At 49.8% G+C, this 15,937-nt stretch carries 12 protein-coding genes; 9 read left to right on the top strand and 3 right to left on the bottom strand.

Translation table 11 applies throughout. The annotated features are described in order from the left end of the window. Positions 1-133 precede the first annotated feature (133 nt). From dapA to purC, 3 genes are read left to right on the top strand one after another with little or no spacing between them, the layout of a single operon-like run. Positions 134-1,015 (top strand): 4-hydroxy-tetrahydrodipicolinate synthase, encoded by an 882-nt coding sequence (gene dapA, locus KJY73_RS16235; protein ID WP_214344792.1) that lies wholly within the window; start codon positions 134-136, stop codon positions 1,013-1,015. A gap of 9 nt (positions 1,016-1,024) precedes the next feature. After that, on the top strand, positions 1,025-2,131 hold the full coding sequence (gene bamC, locus KJY73_RS16230) for an outer membrane protein assembly factor BamC (RefSeq protein WP_214344791.1): 1,107 nt from the start codon (positions 1,025-1,027) through the stop codon (positions 2,129-2,131). Positions 2,132-2,148: 17 nt separating this feature from the next. Next, positions 2,149-2,859, top strand: a complete 711-nt coding sequence (gene purC, locus KJY73_RS16225; protein ID WP_214344790.1) for a phosphoribosylaminoimidazolesuccinocarboxamide synthase — start codon at positions 2,149-2,151, stop codon at positions 2,857-2,859. 64 nt (positions 2,860-2,923) lie between these two features. Here the strand turns inward: purC and KJY73_RS21940 are convergent, their stop codons facing one another. Beyond that, positions 2,924-6,778 (bottom strand): S8 family serine peptidase, encoded by a 3,855-nt coding sequence (locus KJY73_RS21940; protein ID WP_269813793.1) that lies wholly within the window; start codon positions 6,776-6,778, stop codon positions 2,924-2,926. Positions 6,779-7,164: 386 nt separating this feature from the next. Here KJY73_RS21940 and KJY73_RS16215 point away from each other — a divergent pair, with 386 nt between their 5' ends. The 4 genes from KJY73_RS16215 (at position 7,165) to KJY73_RS16200 (ending at position 11,549) form a co-directional block, all read left to right on the top strand. Continuing rightward, entirely contained in the window at positions 7,165-8,349 is a 1,185-nt protein-coding gene (locus KJY73_RS16215) for a thiamine pyrophosphate-dependent dehydrogenase E1 component subunit alpha (RefSeq protein WP_214344789.1), read from the top strand. 2 nt (positions 8,350-8,351) lie between these two features. After that, complete coding sequence (locus KJY73_RS16210) at positions 8,352-9,329, top strand: alpha-ketoacid dehydrogenase subunit beta (protein ID WP_214344788.1); 978 nt, start codon at positions 8,352-8,354, stop codon at positions 9,327-9,329. 10 nt (positions 9,330-9,339) lie between these two features. Then, positions 9,340-10,950: a dihydrolipoyllysine-residue acetyltransferase gene (locus KJY73_RS16205; protein ID WP_214344787.1), complete on the top strand. Its 1,611-nt coding sequence runs from the start codon at positions 9,340-9,342 to the stop codon at positions 10,948-10,950. Positions 10,951-11,066: 116 nt separating this feature from the next. Then, complete coding sequence (locus KJY73_RS16200) at positions 11,067-11,549, top strand: hypothetical protein (protein WP_214344786.1); 483 nt, start codon at positions 11,067-11,069, stop codon at positions 11,547-11,549. 52 nt (positions 11,550-11,601) lie between these two features. Here KJY73_RS16200 and KJY73_RS16195 read toward each other — a convergent pair whose 3' ends face one another. Then, entirely contained in the window at positions 11,602-12,351 is a 750-nt protein-coding gene (locus KJY73_RS16195; protein ID WP_214344785.1) for an MBL fold metallo-hydrolase, read from the bottom strand. A 224-nt stretch (positions 12,352-12,575) separates the two neighbouring features. Between KJY73_RS16195 and KJY73_RS16190 the strand changes: the two genes are divergently transcribed. Further along, positions 12,576-14,678 (top strand): TonB-dependent siderophore receptor, encoded by a 2,103-nt coding sequence (locus KJY73_RS16190; protein ID WP_214344784.1) that lies wholly within the window; start codon positions 12,576-12,578, stop codon positions 14,676-14,678. 47 nt (positions 14,679-14,725) lie between these two features. On the opposite strand, the gene KJY73_RS16185 is transcribed toward KJY73_RS16190, so the two are convergent. Beyond that, the gene (locus KJY73_RS16185) at positions 14,726-15,154 is read right to left on the bottom strand and encodes a hypothetical protein (protein WP_214344783.1); all 429 of its coding nucleotides are present in this window, start codon (positions 15,152-15,154) and stop codon (positions 14,726-14,728) included. Between the two features lie 178 nt (positions 15,155-15,332). On the opposite strand from KJY73_RS16185, the gene KJY73_RS16180 reads away from it, so the two are divergent. Further along, on the top strand, positions 15,333-15,914 hold the full coding sequence (locus KJY73_RS16180) for a hypothetical protein (RefSeq protein ID WP_214344782.1): 582 nt from the start codon (positions 15,333-15,335) through the stop codon (positions 15,912-15,914). Positions 15,915-15,937 lie beyond the last annotated feature (23 nt).

Below are 15,937 nucleotides of genomic sequence, written 5' to 3'. Positions count from 1 at the left end.
GGTTTAAATATCCATTATGGTCGTAGTTGGTTGTATCAAGGGGTGTAAATTTGCCGCTTACTCGCCTAATTGGCGCTTGTGTTTGGCGGGTTACCTCATTACCATTAGGCGCTTAATTTTCCGGGGAGCAAGAATGTTCAAAGGCAGTATTGTAGCGCTGGTCACACCGATGACCGAAACGGGCGAAATTCACTATCCATCCCTGCAGCAGCTTGTCGAGTTCCATGTTAAAGCCGGTACAGCTGGATTGGTTGCGGTTGGAACAACAGGTGAGTCCGCAACACTGCCCATTGAAGAGCATATCCACGTGGTTAAAAAAGTGGTGGAATATGCTGCTGGCCGCATACCGGTTATCTCCGGCAGTGGTGCTAACTCTACCGACGAAGCCATTGAACTGAGCCAAGCCTCTGCTGAGGTGGGCGCTGATGGTCTGTTAAGTGTTGTACCTTATTACAATAAGCCTCAGCAGCGCGGTTTAATTGCGCACTTTGAGACAGTTGCTGACGCCTGTGAGTTACCGCTTCTTCTGTATAATGTGCCCAGCCGCACTGTTACCGATATGTTGCCTGAAACGGTAGCAGCCTTGTCTGCACATCCGCGCATTGTTGGGCTTAAAGATGCTACCGGTGACCTCAACCGTTTACGTCAGATGCAGGCCATCTTACCTGATGATTTTGTACTGCTCAGCGGTGACGATGCCACGGGTTGCGAATTTATGCTGGCGGGTGGACACGGCGTTATTTCCGTAACCGCCAACGTTGTGCCGGATCGCATGGCCAAGCTATGTGCAGCAGCGACCAGTGGTCAGGCCGAACTGGCCAGAGAGATAGATGCAGGTATTGCCAAGTTGCATGATGCATTATTCATCGAGCCAAACCCGGTTATGCCTAAGTGGGTGTTGTACAAAATGGGGCTGATTCCCAGCTCAACATTGCGTCTGCCTATGGTGGAAGCGGAACTCATCCACCAAAATGCTATCGAACAAGTCATGCGTGAAGTTGGCTTGTTACCCTAAGGAGTGCCGATGTTTCGAATTTCTCTGCTGACGATTGTACTTGCAGCGAGTCTGGGGGGCTGTTCTACCTCTCAGGAAAGACGTGTTGCCAATGGTAACTTCGATTATGTTCAGGAGCAGCAGAGGGGAAGTCTGCAGATTCCCGAAGGTTTGGCTACTCCTAATCGGGGTAAAGACTATGACATTCCTAAGCTAGGCGAGAATGCCCCGCGGGATTTGGTTGGTGAGCGTCTGGATGTCTTATCACCGGCCTTGGTACTGCCGCTCGTTACCGGTTCCCATGTGGAAGAAGGGCAGCGTAACGCCAGTATTTATTTTGATCAGGTTGACGATTCAGTCGCGCTGGATACCTCTGTGTGGAACAGCTTAATCAGCTATCTGGAAGAGCAGGGCATCGGTGTTGAGGATTTCAATAAAGAAGAAGGTCGGTTGGTAACGGACTGGATGTTGATGACCGAAGAACTGGATTCCGGTTGGTTCGATTGGACCACTACCGAGCGCAGCGTGGGTCGTCGCTTCGAATTCGTTTTAGATGTCAAACCTCATGGGCGCACCGCCATCCTGAATGTCGAGCTTAAAGACTATATGGAAACTATTGGTGAGCAGGTCCGTTCAGCGGCTGATTTGGATGCGGAGTCCCGTCGTCGTAACGAAGTTGATGTGCTCAACAAGGTTATCAATCACTATGAAACCCAACTGAAAATTGCCGACGCCAAGCGAATCCGTCAGATCCGTCAGGGTATGGGCATGGAGCTGGGCTTTAACGCTGATGGCGACCCAGCTTTTGTGGTTGAAGGAGACTATGAACTGACCTGGACTCGTCTGCAGTTAGTACTGCGTAAGTTGGGTTTCAATGTCAAAGATCTGGACAAGTCCAATGGCCTGCTGTTCGTGTCCTATGAAGGACCTGAAGACAGTTGGTGGGACAGACTGTGGAGCAGCAATGAAGGTCTGCCCATGGACAGGGAAGACTATCGTCTGAAGGTAGCTAAAATGGGTGGCAAGACCTCCATTACCCTGATGGATGATGAAAGTAATCCTTTGAGTGCAGATTTGCTCACCAACATCTATGCCTCATTCTCACAAACAATGTCTGCCAGTAATCTGGATATTTAACTTAAGAGATTTAAACGATGGAAAAGCGCGCCGAACTATACCGCGGTAAAGCCAAGACTGTTTATGCTACCGACGATGCCGATCGCTTGGTACTGCATTTTCGCAATGATACCTCGGCATTTGATGGTGAGAAAATTGAACAACTTGATCGCAAAGGCATGATCAACAATAAGTTCAATCATTTCATTATGTCTAAGTTGGAAGCCGCAGGCGTTCCTACACAAGTTGAAGCACTGCTGTCCGATACGGAATCTCTGGTTAAAAAACTGGATATGGTGCCGGTAGAGTGTGTGGTGCGTAACCTTGCTGCTGGTTCGTTGTGCCGTCGTTTGGGTATTGAAGAAGGTAAAGAGCTGAATCCGCCTACTTTTGAGTTTTTCCTGAAGAACGATGCTTTGCACGATCCTATGGTGAACGAGTCACACATTCGTACTTTTGGTTGGGCCGATGATGCCACCGTAGTCCGCATGAAGGAACTGACCTTCAAGGTGAACGACGTACTTAAGGCCTTGTTTGATGAAGCGGGCATGTTGCTGGTGGATTACAAACTGGAGTTTGGGTTGTTCAACGGTGAAGTGGTGTTGGGTGATGAGATTACACCTGACGGTTGCCGTTTGTGGGATAAAGAAACTCGCAAGAAACTGGACAAAGATAGATTCCGTCAGGGATTGGGCGGCGTTGTTGAAGCCTATGAAGAAGTGGCTCAACGTTTGGGTGTTGCACTCTAATCTGCTTAGGTCGATAGAAAAAAACCTGCCAACGGCAGGTTTTTTTATGTCTCAGCAGACGCTTTTAGCGTTTTGCACGTCGGCCCAGGCCCAGACAGCCAAGTGCCAGCCACCACCAAGCCAGGCTGCCGCCACCGCCGCCACCTGTGTTTCCTGATGTTGGTGGGGTAGTTTGGTTTATAACCTTAAGTGTCAGGGTGGCGCTGTCGCTCAGTCCGGCGGGATCTGTTGCCGTGACGCTAAATACCAGATCCGTGTCGGCGTTGACCGTGGGTAAGGTCAGACTAGGCTGCAGTGGATTGCTGGTATTGAGTGCGACGGTTGGACCAGCGGATTGTGTCCATACAATGTTCAATTCATCATTATTGGGATCACTGATTTGTGCGGTTATCACAAATGTCGTGCCTTCATTGGCTGACAAAACAGCTTGCTTGCTGTTGTTAATCAGTACGCTGGGCGCGCCTTCTACTTGCAGGTCTGTTGTCAGGGTTGCACGCTCTTGTTTGGTATAACTATTACCAACAATACTTGAATCAACCGTGACCTGAACCGGGCCAGCCGCTAAATTCTCATTTGCCGTGGCACTAAATTGCAGACGTACATTGTTACTGGTTGCGCTTTGTTGGTTGCGCTGCCATCGTATTGTTTGTCCGTCTATCTGTGCGCCTGAGCTGGCTGAGCCGTCAACCAGAGCAAGGCCTGCGGGCAAATTGACCGCTAACTGATACAAGCGATCCTCGTGACTCTGATTAGCGTCAATGTCGATATAGAAACGTGAGGTTTCCCCATCTGCCAGACGGCCCTGACGTTCGCTAGTTAAACGTACATCATCGGCGACACGTGCAAAATCCACCCGTATCTGGCCTAAATCGCCAGCCAAGGGGCCACCACTGCTAAGTTCTATGACGCCATAGCGGGTGTCGCCCTGCGCGATGTCCAGGTTCCAATTAAGCAAAGCATCAAATGCTTCACGGGTTTGTACGCTATCTGGCACCTGCACGCCGAATTGGCTAATAGCTTGATTGATCACTATGTTGCTATCTATCTGATAGGTATCGCTATCAGCTGACGAGCCTTGCCAATTATGTACCAGCAGCCAGTATGACCCGGCTTCTGGCTCCACTAGGTCGATAAGCTCGTAAGCAGATTCGGTACTGGCACTGGTCAGCAATTCTGACTCCTGTGCAATGCCATCACCGTTGCTGTCAATGCCTATCCACAAGTCCAAATCTGTAGCCGTGGTTTGCGTGACTTCCAGTCGCAGTCGTTTGCTGCCTGGTGCTACTGAAAAGTTATGCTGCACAACTCCGTCAGACAGATCGTCGAATAGGTCGTCGTTGTCACTGTCCTGCTTAACCGTGCTGGCTAGGGTTTGGGAAGTACTAAAGCCAAAGGCTTGTGCAGACAAATCGTTAGTACCGAGGGTTTGCAAGTCTTTCACCAGTAAACTGTCAGCATCACGCTTGGCGTCAATATAAATATGGCTGGGCAGTTGCCCGGAAGCCGGGCGCACCGCTACCGGCATATTCAGAGTTTGTTCTGGTCCGCTGATCACTACGTTGGCAAATTGCCATTGTCTTGATAGCGCATTGGATGCATCTACCCTGATAGTAAGGGTTTGTGATTGTCCGGCATTTAAACTGAACTGCTCAGGAGTAAATTGCGCGGTCAAGGAACCACTGGTATCGGCCAAATCTAATTGCCAGCTACCAGAGCGGGTCGCGGTAAAAGTGCGTGTCCACTGGCAGCTACCAAAGCAGTTCTGATTCGCTAATGATGGCAGGTTTAAACTAGATGGCGTACCCCCAGTAGCCGGATTTGCGGCTCTATATTGCGCCATACTGACATCCATAATCAGTTCGCTCTGCACGGCTTTGGCCACATCTATCATGCCGGAACCCATGTCAAAGTAACTGGATGGGGTGGTGCCATTTTCCTTAAAGGTTTGCTGATTCGCTGTCAGCATCAGTGCCGACTGGATTTGGGCTGCACTCCAACTTGGATTGGCTTGCTTGAGCAAGGCTGCTGCGCCCGCCACATGAGGAGAGGCCATTGAAGTGCCGTCCAGAAAGGCATAATCAGCCGGATCCGGTGTTTCTTTAAAACCGCTGGGTTGGTCGTCCGCGTAGGCAGCCCAAATCTCGACGCCTGGGGCCGCTACGCTTGGTGTGATCACATCCAGCAGTTGATTGTTTGGACCGCGTGAAGTGAAATCAGCAGCGATATTCGCCAGGTCGGGATCTGAGGTTACCTGACTGGCGGTAATAGTCGCCCTGTGGTTTGACCCGCTGGCCAGCCAGGTTTTCAGTTGAGTGGCATCCTGGGCAACTATCTGTATGGCAGGAAGCACGTGATTATCGGCCACCAGATTGCTGTCGCCACCCGGAATATTCGCCAGCACAAAGCCACCAGCACCGCCGGCCTTAACGTGTCGTCCTTTATCTACCCTGGCAATATCGCCCCGGTCACAAACCACAATCTGGCCACTGAAGGTTCCTGCCGGGAAGGGTGCAAGACACTGTCCGCTGTCACCGCTAGTATCGTTTGGATTGGTAAAATCTCCGGCATACACAATAGGAGCCGTGATGCTGCCGGTTTTGGACTCTCCGCTCATGGAGGAGAGAGAAGTGTTGCCGCCGCTGAAGTTGGTTAGTGATTTATTGCTGTAACTTCTGTCATGGGTATAAGCGCCCACAGTAATAACCCATGGGGCAGCAGCATTAGAAGAGGCGGTTTCGCTATTCGGACCGTCGTTACCGGCCGAGTTAACCACCACAATACCAGCTTCACGTGCACTTAAAAATGCCGTGCCCTTGGCGCCTTGCCATGGAGAACTGGCCCCGGCTCCAATGGAGTGATTCAGTACGTCAACACCATCGATAATAGCTTGGTCCACTGCTCGCAGGACCAAGTCAGTCGGACAGCCGAAGAAGTTGACCGCGTCGTCTTCTCCGGGGTAACAAACCTGATAACTGATAATGTTGGCGTGGGGGGCGACACCGGACATCTGGGGAAACACAAAGCCGGGCGTTGGGTCACCATCTACATCAAGCAGCGGCACATTTTTTAGCACATTGCCGGCGGCTGTTGAGGCAACATGTGAACCGTGACCATTGTGATCCTCGCCGGTTTTTGGAGTACCTGGGGCATATTCGTCGTATTGACCGGTAATTTCGGTATAGCTGTATACGCCAACCAGTTTGTCATTACAAAGCTGTGGCCTTGTACGACAATCACCTTTATATACGCCGCTGCCATAGGGGTTAACATGGTTGTAACCATCGCCGCCTATATCGGCAAAAGACGGATGATCTGTGTTGATACCGGTATCAATAATACCCACCACTATACCTTCACCCTGCGCGGCTAATACCCCAGGTTGTCCCTGCCATACCTGGTCGGCACCTATCCATCTCGGTCCCGAATCTGTGTGTAAAGGTTCGATTTTGACTCTTTCAATGCTTTTTACACTGGTTGATTTGGCTAACTTGGCCGCTTGCTGCTGGCTCATGGTCATCACCATGGCATTGATGGCATGTTGAAATTGCTGTGATACATCAGTCACGCCAAGCTGCTTGGCTTGCTGTTGCAACTGCTTTTGCTGCTGTTGCAAATAGCCGCGATACCTTTTCACTGCATTGTTATCTGAACCACGCTGACGGTTTATTCCGTGCAGCGCAATGCTGCCTTTATGGGTTGCGGCGTAACCAGCAATTTCACCCTGATAAAGGGCGATAGGGGCGTCCTGCAGCTGCACGATATAACGGTAACTACCGGCGGCAAGCGTTGGTTCCTTAACAAATTTCCCTGAAACGGACGGGGTATCTTCACTACCTTTGGCCGCAGTCAGGGAGGGAATTGAAGTGCCGGAGAATGCCAGCAAGGTTAGTATTGATAGCTTTGATAGGGCAAAGCGCATAAAAGTCTCCAAGGCTCTTCCTGAGAACAGGGTTTTATCATTTGTTTGCAGACTATCGGTGTAACCTAAAAGAATGCAACTGCATTTTCCCATAGCATCGTTCAGGTCGGTTTATTTGTCGAAATAGTCAGCAGTCTAAACTTTACATCGAGAAGTAGATTTGACCGCTTTTTGTATTAGGCATGTTCATCACCTGTAGATACTTTGTAAAAATTAGTTGATTCATCCTTTATGAGTAGGGGACTTTGGGATATTCATATCTACCTTTCTCTCGCAGTTCCCTCAAAAAGCAACGCCTTGCTAGCAAACCTCTACTAGTATATTGCCAACTTAATAATAAAAACCGGGGCTGGTACCCGGCTAACGACAGAACCCTAAGGCAGAGTATGAAGGACAGAAATCATCTTTCTGATGTCAGTCTTACCCACAAGGTCAGTGTTATCGACAAAGGCCTGGTTGACATCCCCATGTTGCAGATCCTGCAGCCCGACGGTACACCTCATGCAGATGCACAGTTGCCGGAGTTGGATCAGGACGCCGTATTGAAAATTTACCGCACTATGCGTTTTATCCGGGTTTTGGATGAACGTATGGTGGCCGCCCAGCGTCAGGGACGGATTAGTTTTTATCTGGCCAGTACTGGCGAAGAGGCTGCCAGCGTTGCCAGTGCAGCGGCGCTTGAGCCTCAGGACATGATCATGTCCCAGTATCGTGAGCAGGGTGCCCTGGCATATCGTGGCTACAGTACTGAAGCCTTTATGAACCAGATGTTTAGCAATGAGAAGGATCCCAATAAAGGCCGTCAGATGCCGATTCACTATGGTGACAAAGCGCTGAACTTTATGACCATCTCCTCGCCCCTAGGTACCCAAATCCCGCAGGCCTCCGGTTATGCCTATGGCCAGAAAATGGCTGGGCAGCCAGCCGTGACTATTTGCTACTTTGGTGAAGGAGCAGCATCAGAAGGGGATTTCCATGCCGGTTTGAATATGGCAGCCGTGCTGCACTGCCCGGTGATTTTCTTCTGTCGCAATAACGGTTATGCCATTTCAACCCCTGCCGAAGAACAGTTCGCCGGTGACGGTATTGCTTCGCGTGGGCTAGGTTACGGGATTAAGACTATCCGGGTGGACGGTAACGACGCTTTTGCCGTGTATGCCGCGACCAAACAGGCGCGTGAAATCGCCCTGGCAGAAAATTGCCCGGTCCTGATTGAGGCTATGTCGTACCGTTTGGCTGCCCACTCCACCTCTGATGATCCGACCGGCTATCGCTCTAAAGATGAAGAAGCCCGCTGGCAGGCCAAAGATCCCATACAGCGTTTGGGCAACTGGCTATTGAGCAAAGGCTGGCTGGATGAAGAGCAAGACGGTAAAGACGTTGATCAAATGCGTCAGGATGTGCTCAATGAGCTCAAACGTGTAGAGAAAGTGCCGGTCTGTGCTATCGACGACATTATTGAAGATGTTTATGACACGCCGCCCTGGCATTTAAAAGAACAGCTAGATGAACTCAAGCAACATATCAGTCAATATCCGGATGCTTATCCGAAGACCTCAGGGAGGCTATAAGCATGGCGAAAATGAATCTACTACAAGCCATCAATAATGCCCTGATTCTGGCCATGACAGAAAATGAAAAAGTCATGGTGTTTGGTGAAGACGTAGGCCATTTCGGCGGCGTGTTCCGTGCGACCAGTAACCTGCAGGAAAAATTTGGTAAGGCCCGCTGTTTCAATACACCCCTTACCGAGCAAGGCATCATGGGATTTGCCAATGGTCTGGCATCTCAGGGCTCTGTGCCGGTGGCCGAGATTCAATTCGGCGATTATATTTTCCCGGCCTTTGACCAAATCGTTAACGAAACGGCTAAATGGCGCTATCGCTCCGGTGGGCAGTTCAGTGTCGGTACTCTGACCATTCGTACGCCTTACGGAGGGGGGATTGCCGGTGGCTTGTATCATTCCCAATCACCGGAAGCCTATTTTGCCCATACCCCGGGCCTGAAAATAGTCGTACCGCGTAACCCTTATCAGGCCAAAGGATTGTTACTGGCGTCTATTCGTGATGACAACCCTGTGTTGTTTATGGAGCCCAAGCGATTGTATCGCGCGTCGGTAGGCGAGGTGCCGGAAGAAGACTATGAGCTGCCCTTGGGTAAGGCTGACATCGTGCGGGAAGGCTCGGATATCAGCTTACTGGCCTGGGGCGCTCAGATGGAAATTATGGAAAAAGCCGCAGAGCTGGCGGATAAAGCCGGAATTTCCTGTGAAATTATCGACCTGCGCAGCATTTTACCTTGGGATGTGGAAACCGTTTGTCAGTCGGTCGTGAAAACCGGCCGCTTGCTTATTTCCCATGAAGCACCGCAAACCGGTGGCTTTGCCAGTGAAATCGCCGCGACGGTGCAAGAACGCTGCTTTTTGAATCTGGAATCACCCATCGCGCGGGTTTGTGGTTTGGATACCCCGTATCCGCTTGCCCACGAAAAAGAATATATGCCGGATCACCTCAAAGTTTTTGAGGCCATCAAGCGTACCGTGAACTACTAAGGGGCAGTGTATGAAAGATTTTATTCTGCCTGATATCGGCGAAGGTATTGTTGAGTGTGAACTTGTTGAGTGGTTGGTCGCCGAGGGAGAGCGTATTGAGGAAGATCAACCGGTCGCAGATGTGATGACGGACAAAGCCCTAGTGCAAATTCCGGCTATGCATAGTGGTTTGGTGCGCAAGCTGTATTATCAAAAAGGTGATATTGCCAAAGTTCATGCGCCCTTGTTTGCCATGGATATTGACGGTGAAGTGCCTGCCATGCCTGCACAAGCTGCTGAAAAACCGGCACAGGTTGCTAACACAGCATCCGCTGCCGCCAGTGCTTCGCATGTGGAAGATTTTGTCTTACCTGATATTGGTGAAGGTATTGTCGAGTGTGAATTGGTGGAATGGCTGGTCAGCGAAGGTGAAGTCATCGAAGAAGATCAGCCTGTTGCCGATGTGATGACCGACAAAGCCCTGGTACAGATCCCATCGAAGTTTTCAGGCCAGGTTGTGAAGCTGTATTACCAAAAAGGCGAGATTGCTAAGGTACATACACCATTGTTTGCTATTGAGGTAAAAACGGATGGCCAAGCAGGTGACAGTGCCGTCTCACATGCTCCGCAAACGGCCAAAACGCCAGTCAGTGCAATAGCTGCGCCGGTGAAAAGTTGCATGGCTAAAAACATACCGACCACCACAGATAAATTCACCGGCGGTGAACATGAGCCTAAGCTGGTGAATCCTGATAAACCGCTGGCCAGTCCGGCGGTAAGACGTCTGGCTCGCGAACTTGAGATTAATCTTAGTCAGGTTCAGGGTAGCGGCAAAAAGGGCAGGGTGATGAAGCAGGATCTGCTCTCGCAGGGGCAAGCCGCTGAACCTCTGGCCAATCAAGAGGCAAAGGCTCAGACAGTTCAGACCATCAGCGGTGGTACCCGTACCGAACCTATCCGCGGTATTAAGGCGGCCATGGCCAAACAGATGAGTGCGTCGGTATTTAGTATTCCGCATTTCTCCGTCAGTGATGAAATTGAAATGGACGCCCTGATGGCGGCCAGAGCGGCACTAAAGCCTGAGTTTGAAAAGCAGGGCGTAAAACTCAGTTTCATGCCTTTTATCATCAAGGCCATGTCGCTGGCGCTCAAGCAGTTCCCTATCGTTAACAGCCAGGTTAATGAGGATTGCACCGAGCTGACTTACTTTGATGATCACAATATTGGCATGGCGGTAGACTCGAAAATTGGTTTGCTGGTGCCGAATATCAAAGGGGTACAGAATCTGTCGCTGTTTGAGGTGGCAAAAGAGGCCAATCGCCTGATTGATCTTGCCCGTGAAGGCAAGCTCGGCAGCAGCGACCTAAAAGGTGGCACCATCAGTATTTCTAATGTTGGCGTCATAGGTGGTACCACCGCAACGCCGGTCATCAATAAACCTGAGTCTGCCATTGTGGCGCTAGGCAAGATCCAGCGTTTACCGCGTTTTGACGAGCAGGACAATGTTAAAGCCGTGAATATCATGCATATCAGTTGGTCTGGAGATCATAGGATCATTGATGGTGCCACTATGGTGCGCTTCTCCAACCTATGGAAGTCCTACTTGGAAAATCCACTCAGTATGTTAACTGAGATGAAATAACCGAGAACCCGCCAACTGGCGGGTTTTTTAATCTAGGTCGTTTTGCTGTGAAGAGTGCTTGTTTGCAACCCTTCTTGTTAACTTCTATATTTTAAATCAACCAGTTAGGAGGTTTTATGATAAAGCGAATCGGGTCTCAGAAAGGTATGTTGCTGGCGTCTTCATTAAGTGTTGTTAGCTTGTTTAGTGCACAGCTTTCAGCCTCAGAAGCTAAGCATTATCCGGGGGTTTTTATCGGTGCGCTGAATAGTGGTGGGGAGACTGAGTTATCCCTGGGACTGGAATATGAATATCGTTTTACCCCGCACTGGGGAGCAGGCTTGGTGTACGAGAAAGCCAGCGAAGCCCATCATGGTGATGGTGTATCAGCCACTATTGCCGCGCTTTACTACCATCCTTATGCTGGTTGGCGATTAGGTGCCGGAATTGGCAGAGAAAAAGTGCATGGCGATCATGGTCATACAGAGGACTTATATCGCCTAAATGTGGCTTATGACTTCCATCTTGGCGATTTTGGTGTGGCACCTACTTTCAGTGTTGACCGGGTAGATGGCCATCATAGCCGGGTATATGGGATTAGTATTACCAAGGCGTTTTGAGACCGATGCAGGCATTTAATCGGCGCAAGGTCAGCCAGGCCAGGATTGACGCCTAGGTATAAACATGGTTGTGCCAATCTTGGTGCAAGAAATCACACTGGCAGCCAGCCAGCGCGGCTTCAATGGATATTTTGCCGGCGTGGCTGGCCAGATTCTGCAAGTACTGTTGTCTGCAAGCAATAGCGCGAAGCACCTCGGCCTTGCCGCTTATTGCATTACCATGCGATAGCAATAAGGTACGCTCGGCAAGTTGTTTTAGCTGCTCCAGCGAATCGATATGTTTATGTACGTTGCTGATATGGACCGACGGAAGCAGGGGCCGACCATCATTGGACGTCATGACATCATCTGCTACATGCACAAATTCGTCATTGATGAGCGTCAATAGGCCACAAATGACATGGCCCTGAATGGGCTTAAAACCTAATTCAAACCTACCAAACTGCAGTTTACTCTGATCGTCTACCACCTTGATCCCTGAGAATAATGAGTGCTTATCCTTGGCGGTATATTGATCAAGGCTGGTTTGATAATGCCCACTGCCGTAAATCTGCGGCGAATTAAGCATTGGTAATCCGGAAATATGATCAGGGTGGAAGTGTGAGAACACTACCGCAGTGATGGTGATACCCGCTGCCAGTAGGTCGTCTCTGACTGCCTTTGCCTGAGCCTCAAATGCGGTATCAATCAGCATGGCGTGGTTACCGTCGATCAGCGCGTAGATATTAAAACCAAAATGTTGGTTAGGAAAAGGTGGGAATTGGTATTGATAAAGATTTTCAGTGAGGGTGATTTTTTTCAAATTAGACATTGTCCTTAATTAGTTTTTTCTTTTATACCCGCATTCGGCAGAAGTCTATCAAGCACGATTTTTCCAAAACTGAATGCAGTGCAACATTCTAGCTAAAATGAAAAAATTAACCGGTCTAAGGAGTGAGGATGGAAAAGCAGATTTTTATTGTTTAGTCAGTCGAATAAATTTACCATAAATGCAAATCGTTATCATTTGATATTTATGGAGTTGTTATGAATCGTCCTGTACCTTCACTCGTTTCCCTGACCGTTGCGCTGGCCTTATCGCTTCAGGCTTATGCCAGTGAAAGTGCCAGCTCTGATCAAGAGGTGGAGAAAGTCTCGGTATTAGGACAGCGTCTTGATTATAACACCAGCGCGACCGGCCTGATGTTGTCAGTGAAAGATACCCCGCAGTCTATCTCGATTATCGATGCCGACTTAATGCGAGATTTTGCTCTGCAAAATGTGGCGGACATTGTCGGTCTGGTTCCAGGGATTACCGTGCAGGCGGCGGAAACCAGCCGTTTTTTCTTTACCGCCAGGGGTAATAAGGTTACCAACTTCCAATACGACGGTGTGCCGGTTTTCTACAGCAGCTTCTTTTCTGAAGCCGTGTCTGACTCTGTGCTCTTTGAGCGAGTGGAAGTGGTACGCGGTGCCACTGGTCTTCTCTCCGGCGCAGGGGAGCCTTCCGCGGCCATTAACCTGATTCGTAAAAAAGCCCAGTACGAAAAGAGGGGCTATCTAAGCCTGCAGGCCGGTAGATGGGACAGCCTGCGAATCGAAGGTGACTACAACAGCCCGCTTACTGACGATGGTAGTGTGCGTGCCCGGCTGGCTGCCAGTAAGGAAAAAAGTGACAGCTATGTGAACCTTGCCGAGGAAGACAATCAGCAATTGTATTTCACTCTGGCGGCAGACGTGGGAGACAGTACCACAGTGGAGGTTGGGCTTGAGCATGCCAAGCGTCGCCCCAAAGGCTCAACCTGGGGAGCCTTACCACTGTTTTATGCAGACGGCTCAAGCGCAGCCGATCTGGATGTGTCCAGCACCACCGCAGCCAACTGGAGTAAATGGGACAGGGATAATAAAAGTGGCTTTGTGAATCTGACCCATCATTTTAATAATGGCTGGCTGGTAAAAGGTGAGTATGAACGCCGGGATGACAGCATGGATGGCCATTTACTTTATGCATCAGGCTATCCGGACAAGCAAACCGGCTTAGGGATGCAAGCGTTCACCATGATTTATCAAAGTGATAGGGTGCTGGATAGTGCTCGGTTGTATGCCAATGGTCCATTTAACCTGTTTGAGCGGGAACACCGCCTGATTGTCGGGGCCAATTTAACCGATCAGAATGTGCGATCCGATTCTTTCTATGCCGCAGACGGCTTGGAGATAGGTAATTTTCTAACCTGGGACGGCAGCGTTGCCAAGCCAGACTTCAGTGATACTGCTATTGTGGGTGAGAACAATGAGCGCCAGCTTGGCGCCTATATTGCCACTCAGTTAAGCTTGAGTGACGAGTTTACTGCTGTGCTTGGCAACCGTTTTAGCCGCTACGAATATGAAAATGAAGTGGATGCCAGCAAAGACTATAAGCAGAGCGGCATCAATACGCCTTACGCCGGATTGATTTATGCGCCAACTGACGCTGTATCCCTGTATGCCAGCTATACCGAAATCTTCACCCCACAAAACTATTCAGATAAAGATAACCGCAAGCTGGAGCCTATTGAAGGTAACAGTATGGAGCTTGGTATTAAGAGTACCTGGCTGGATGACAGACTGTTAGTGAATGCCGCGGTCTTTAAAGGTGAAAAGGACAATGTGGCGGAACTTGATAGTACGGTGACTGAGCCCTTACCAGACGGCAGCTTTGCTTATGTGGGTGTGAAAGGCACCGAGCATACAGGTTTTGAAGTGGAGCTGTCAGGTGAGATCACTGATGTGCTGACCGCCAACCTGAGTTTCACCCAGACTAAATCTGAAAAGGAAAACGGTGAAGCCTTTGCCACTCATGTGCCTAAGCGGTTACTCAGAATGACCGGGCGCTATCAAGCCAGTGAGGTGCTGCATTTTGCGGCCAATATTAACTGGCAGAGCGAGATGTACAAGGACAAGGTTGGCCCAGGCAATGTGTACAGGTCAGAGCAAGCCAGTTATTGGCTGGTCAATCTGATGGCCAGCTATGCTCTCAGCGCGCAGTTAAATGCCCAACTGAATATCAGTAACCTGTTTGATAAAAAGTACTATTCCAGTATCGATTTCTACGATCAGGGCTTTTTTGGCACGCCGCGTAATATCGAAGTGAGCCTGCGGTATCAATTCTGATCCCGCTTTGAGGGCGTCATCAGTTAATGGCGCCCGTCTAATTCTGGCTAACTACGCCGGCTGCTGGCCAGATCGCGCAGAATATCTATCGCACCCTGGTAGTTGTGTTTTTCCTCTGTAGTCATTCCCTGAGCAAAGCGACCAAAACTCTGTTGCATTTCGCCCAGCAAATCGTACTTAGTATCCGGTGCCGCATGCATGGAGCGGGGAGCACCTAATACCAGATGTTCGCCACGACCGATAAAACCACCCTGATACAAGGCATCCGACAGTGCATGCAGTTCGTTTTGCGAGATATTGCGGACATCATAGCCGTCGGCCAGAGATTGCCAGCTTTGCTGCAACTCTTTGCCCGCGGCACTGATACTGACCTGGTCAGCGCTAGCAGAGCTGGTTGTCTGTCCTGAATGTGCTGTACTGCCAGATTGCTGGGCTGCAAAAATAGGCGAGGGCTGTCTTATTTGACTGACGTGCATGCTGATCTCCTTATCATTGATAACGCTTTGTATATCGCTGTAACAAAGCAAGTGGCTTGCCAGCTTGCTGAACATGCATTGGGCTGGTTTTAAGAGTGGATTGCATTCGGGTTGCTGGATTCGGTACTCTTGGTGTTCATCAATGCGCTGGGGCAAACCCGGCAGGAAAGAGAAACCTATGGATTGGATGCAGTTTATTGTCGACTTGTTGGACAAGTTGGTATGGCCTCTGGTGGTGCTGTTTGTGGTAAGTCTGCTACGAAAGCCCTTAACGCAACTTGTTCCTTTGATGAAAAAGCTCAAATACAAGGAACTGGAGTTGGAGTTTGGCCGCGAACTTAAAGCCGTGTCAGAGCAGGCGGTAGGTGCTTTTCCTGAACTGAAGCAGGATCAGAAAACCCTGCTTATTGCATCGGCGGATAATCTGCCAAATGCCGCGATTCTGGAATCCTGGGCCGTGGTAGACGATGCGGCTGAACGTTTGGTCAGAATCCATCAACCACAGGTTGACCTGAATATCAGCACCAGATACAAGTTACTTCAGGACTTGTTGATCAGAGGCAAGTTGATTGATACCAAAAAAGGCAAACTCTTTGATGAATTGCGCCGGCTACGTAACAAAGTGGCGCATGCGGTGGATTTTGAAGTTGGTTCTGCCCAGGCGATTTTGTACATAGAGCTGTGTTTTACCCTGGCCGAGCATTTCAATGCATTGGCCGGAACAGCACAGGAACCAGTGCCCGTTTTGCCTGGTAGTTAAAGGGTTTTTCACCTCGACCGGGC

The sequence above is a fragment of the Bowmanella yangjiangensis genome (assembly GCF_018531185.1).
GTDB classification, from domain to species: Bacteria; Pseudomonadota; Gammaproteobacteria; order Enterobacterales; family Alteromonadaceae; genus Bowmanella; species Bowmanella yangjiangensis.
This window is presented reverse-complemented; position numbering and strand designations above follow the sequence as displayed.

What these genes read in the sequence shown, in the direction of transcription:
- KJY73_RS16190 (WP_214344784.1), top strand. Translation starts at nt 12,576, where the DNA reads ATGAATCGTCCTGTACCTTCACTCGTTTCCCTGACCGTTGCGCTGGCC.
- KJY73_RS16215 (WP_214344789.1), top strand. Translation starts at nt 7,165, where the DNA reads ATGAAGGACAGAAATCATCTTTCTGATGTCAGTCTTACCCACAAGGTC.
- KJY73_RS16180 (WP_214344782.1), top strand. Translation starts at nt 15,333, where the DNA reads ATGGATTGGATGCAGTTTATTGTCGACTTGTTGGACAAGTTGGTATGG.
- KJY73_RS16185 (WP_214344783.1), bottom strand. Translation starts at nt 15,154, where the DNA reads ATGCACGTCAGTCAAATAAGACAGCCCTCGCCTATTTTTGCAGCCCAG.
- KJY73_RS16210 (WP_214344788.1), top strand. Translation starts at nt 8,352, where the DNA reads ATGGCGAAAATGAATCTACTACAAGCCATCAATAATGCCCTGATTCTG.
- dapA (WP_214344792.1), top strand. Translation starts at nt 134, where the DNA reads ATGTTCAAAGGCAGTATTGTAGCGCTGGTCACACCGATGACCGAAACG.
- KJY73_RS21940 (WP_269813793.1), bottom strand. Translation starts at nt 6,778, where the DNA reads ATGCGCTTTGCCCTATCAAAGCTATCAATACTAACCTTGCTGGCATTC.
- KJY73_RS16200 (WP_214344786.1), top strand. Translation starts at nt 11,067, where the DNA reads ATGATAAAGCGAATCGGGTCTCAGAAAGGTATGTTGCTGGCGTCTTCA.
- KJY73_RS16205 (WP_214344787.1), top strand. Translation starts at nt 9,340, where the DNA reads ATGAAAGATTTTATTCTGCCTGATATCGGCGAAGGTATTGTTGAGTGT.
- purC (WP_214344790.1), top strand. Translation starts at nt 2,149, where the DNA reads ATGGAAAAGCGCGCCGAACTATACCGCGGTAAAGCCAAGACTGTTTAT.
- bamC (WP_214344791.1), top strand. Translation starts at nt 1,025, where the DNA reads ATGTTTCGAATTTCTCTGCTGACGATTGTACTTGCAGCGAGTCTGGGG.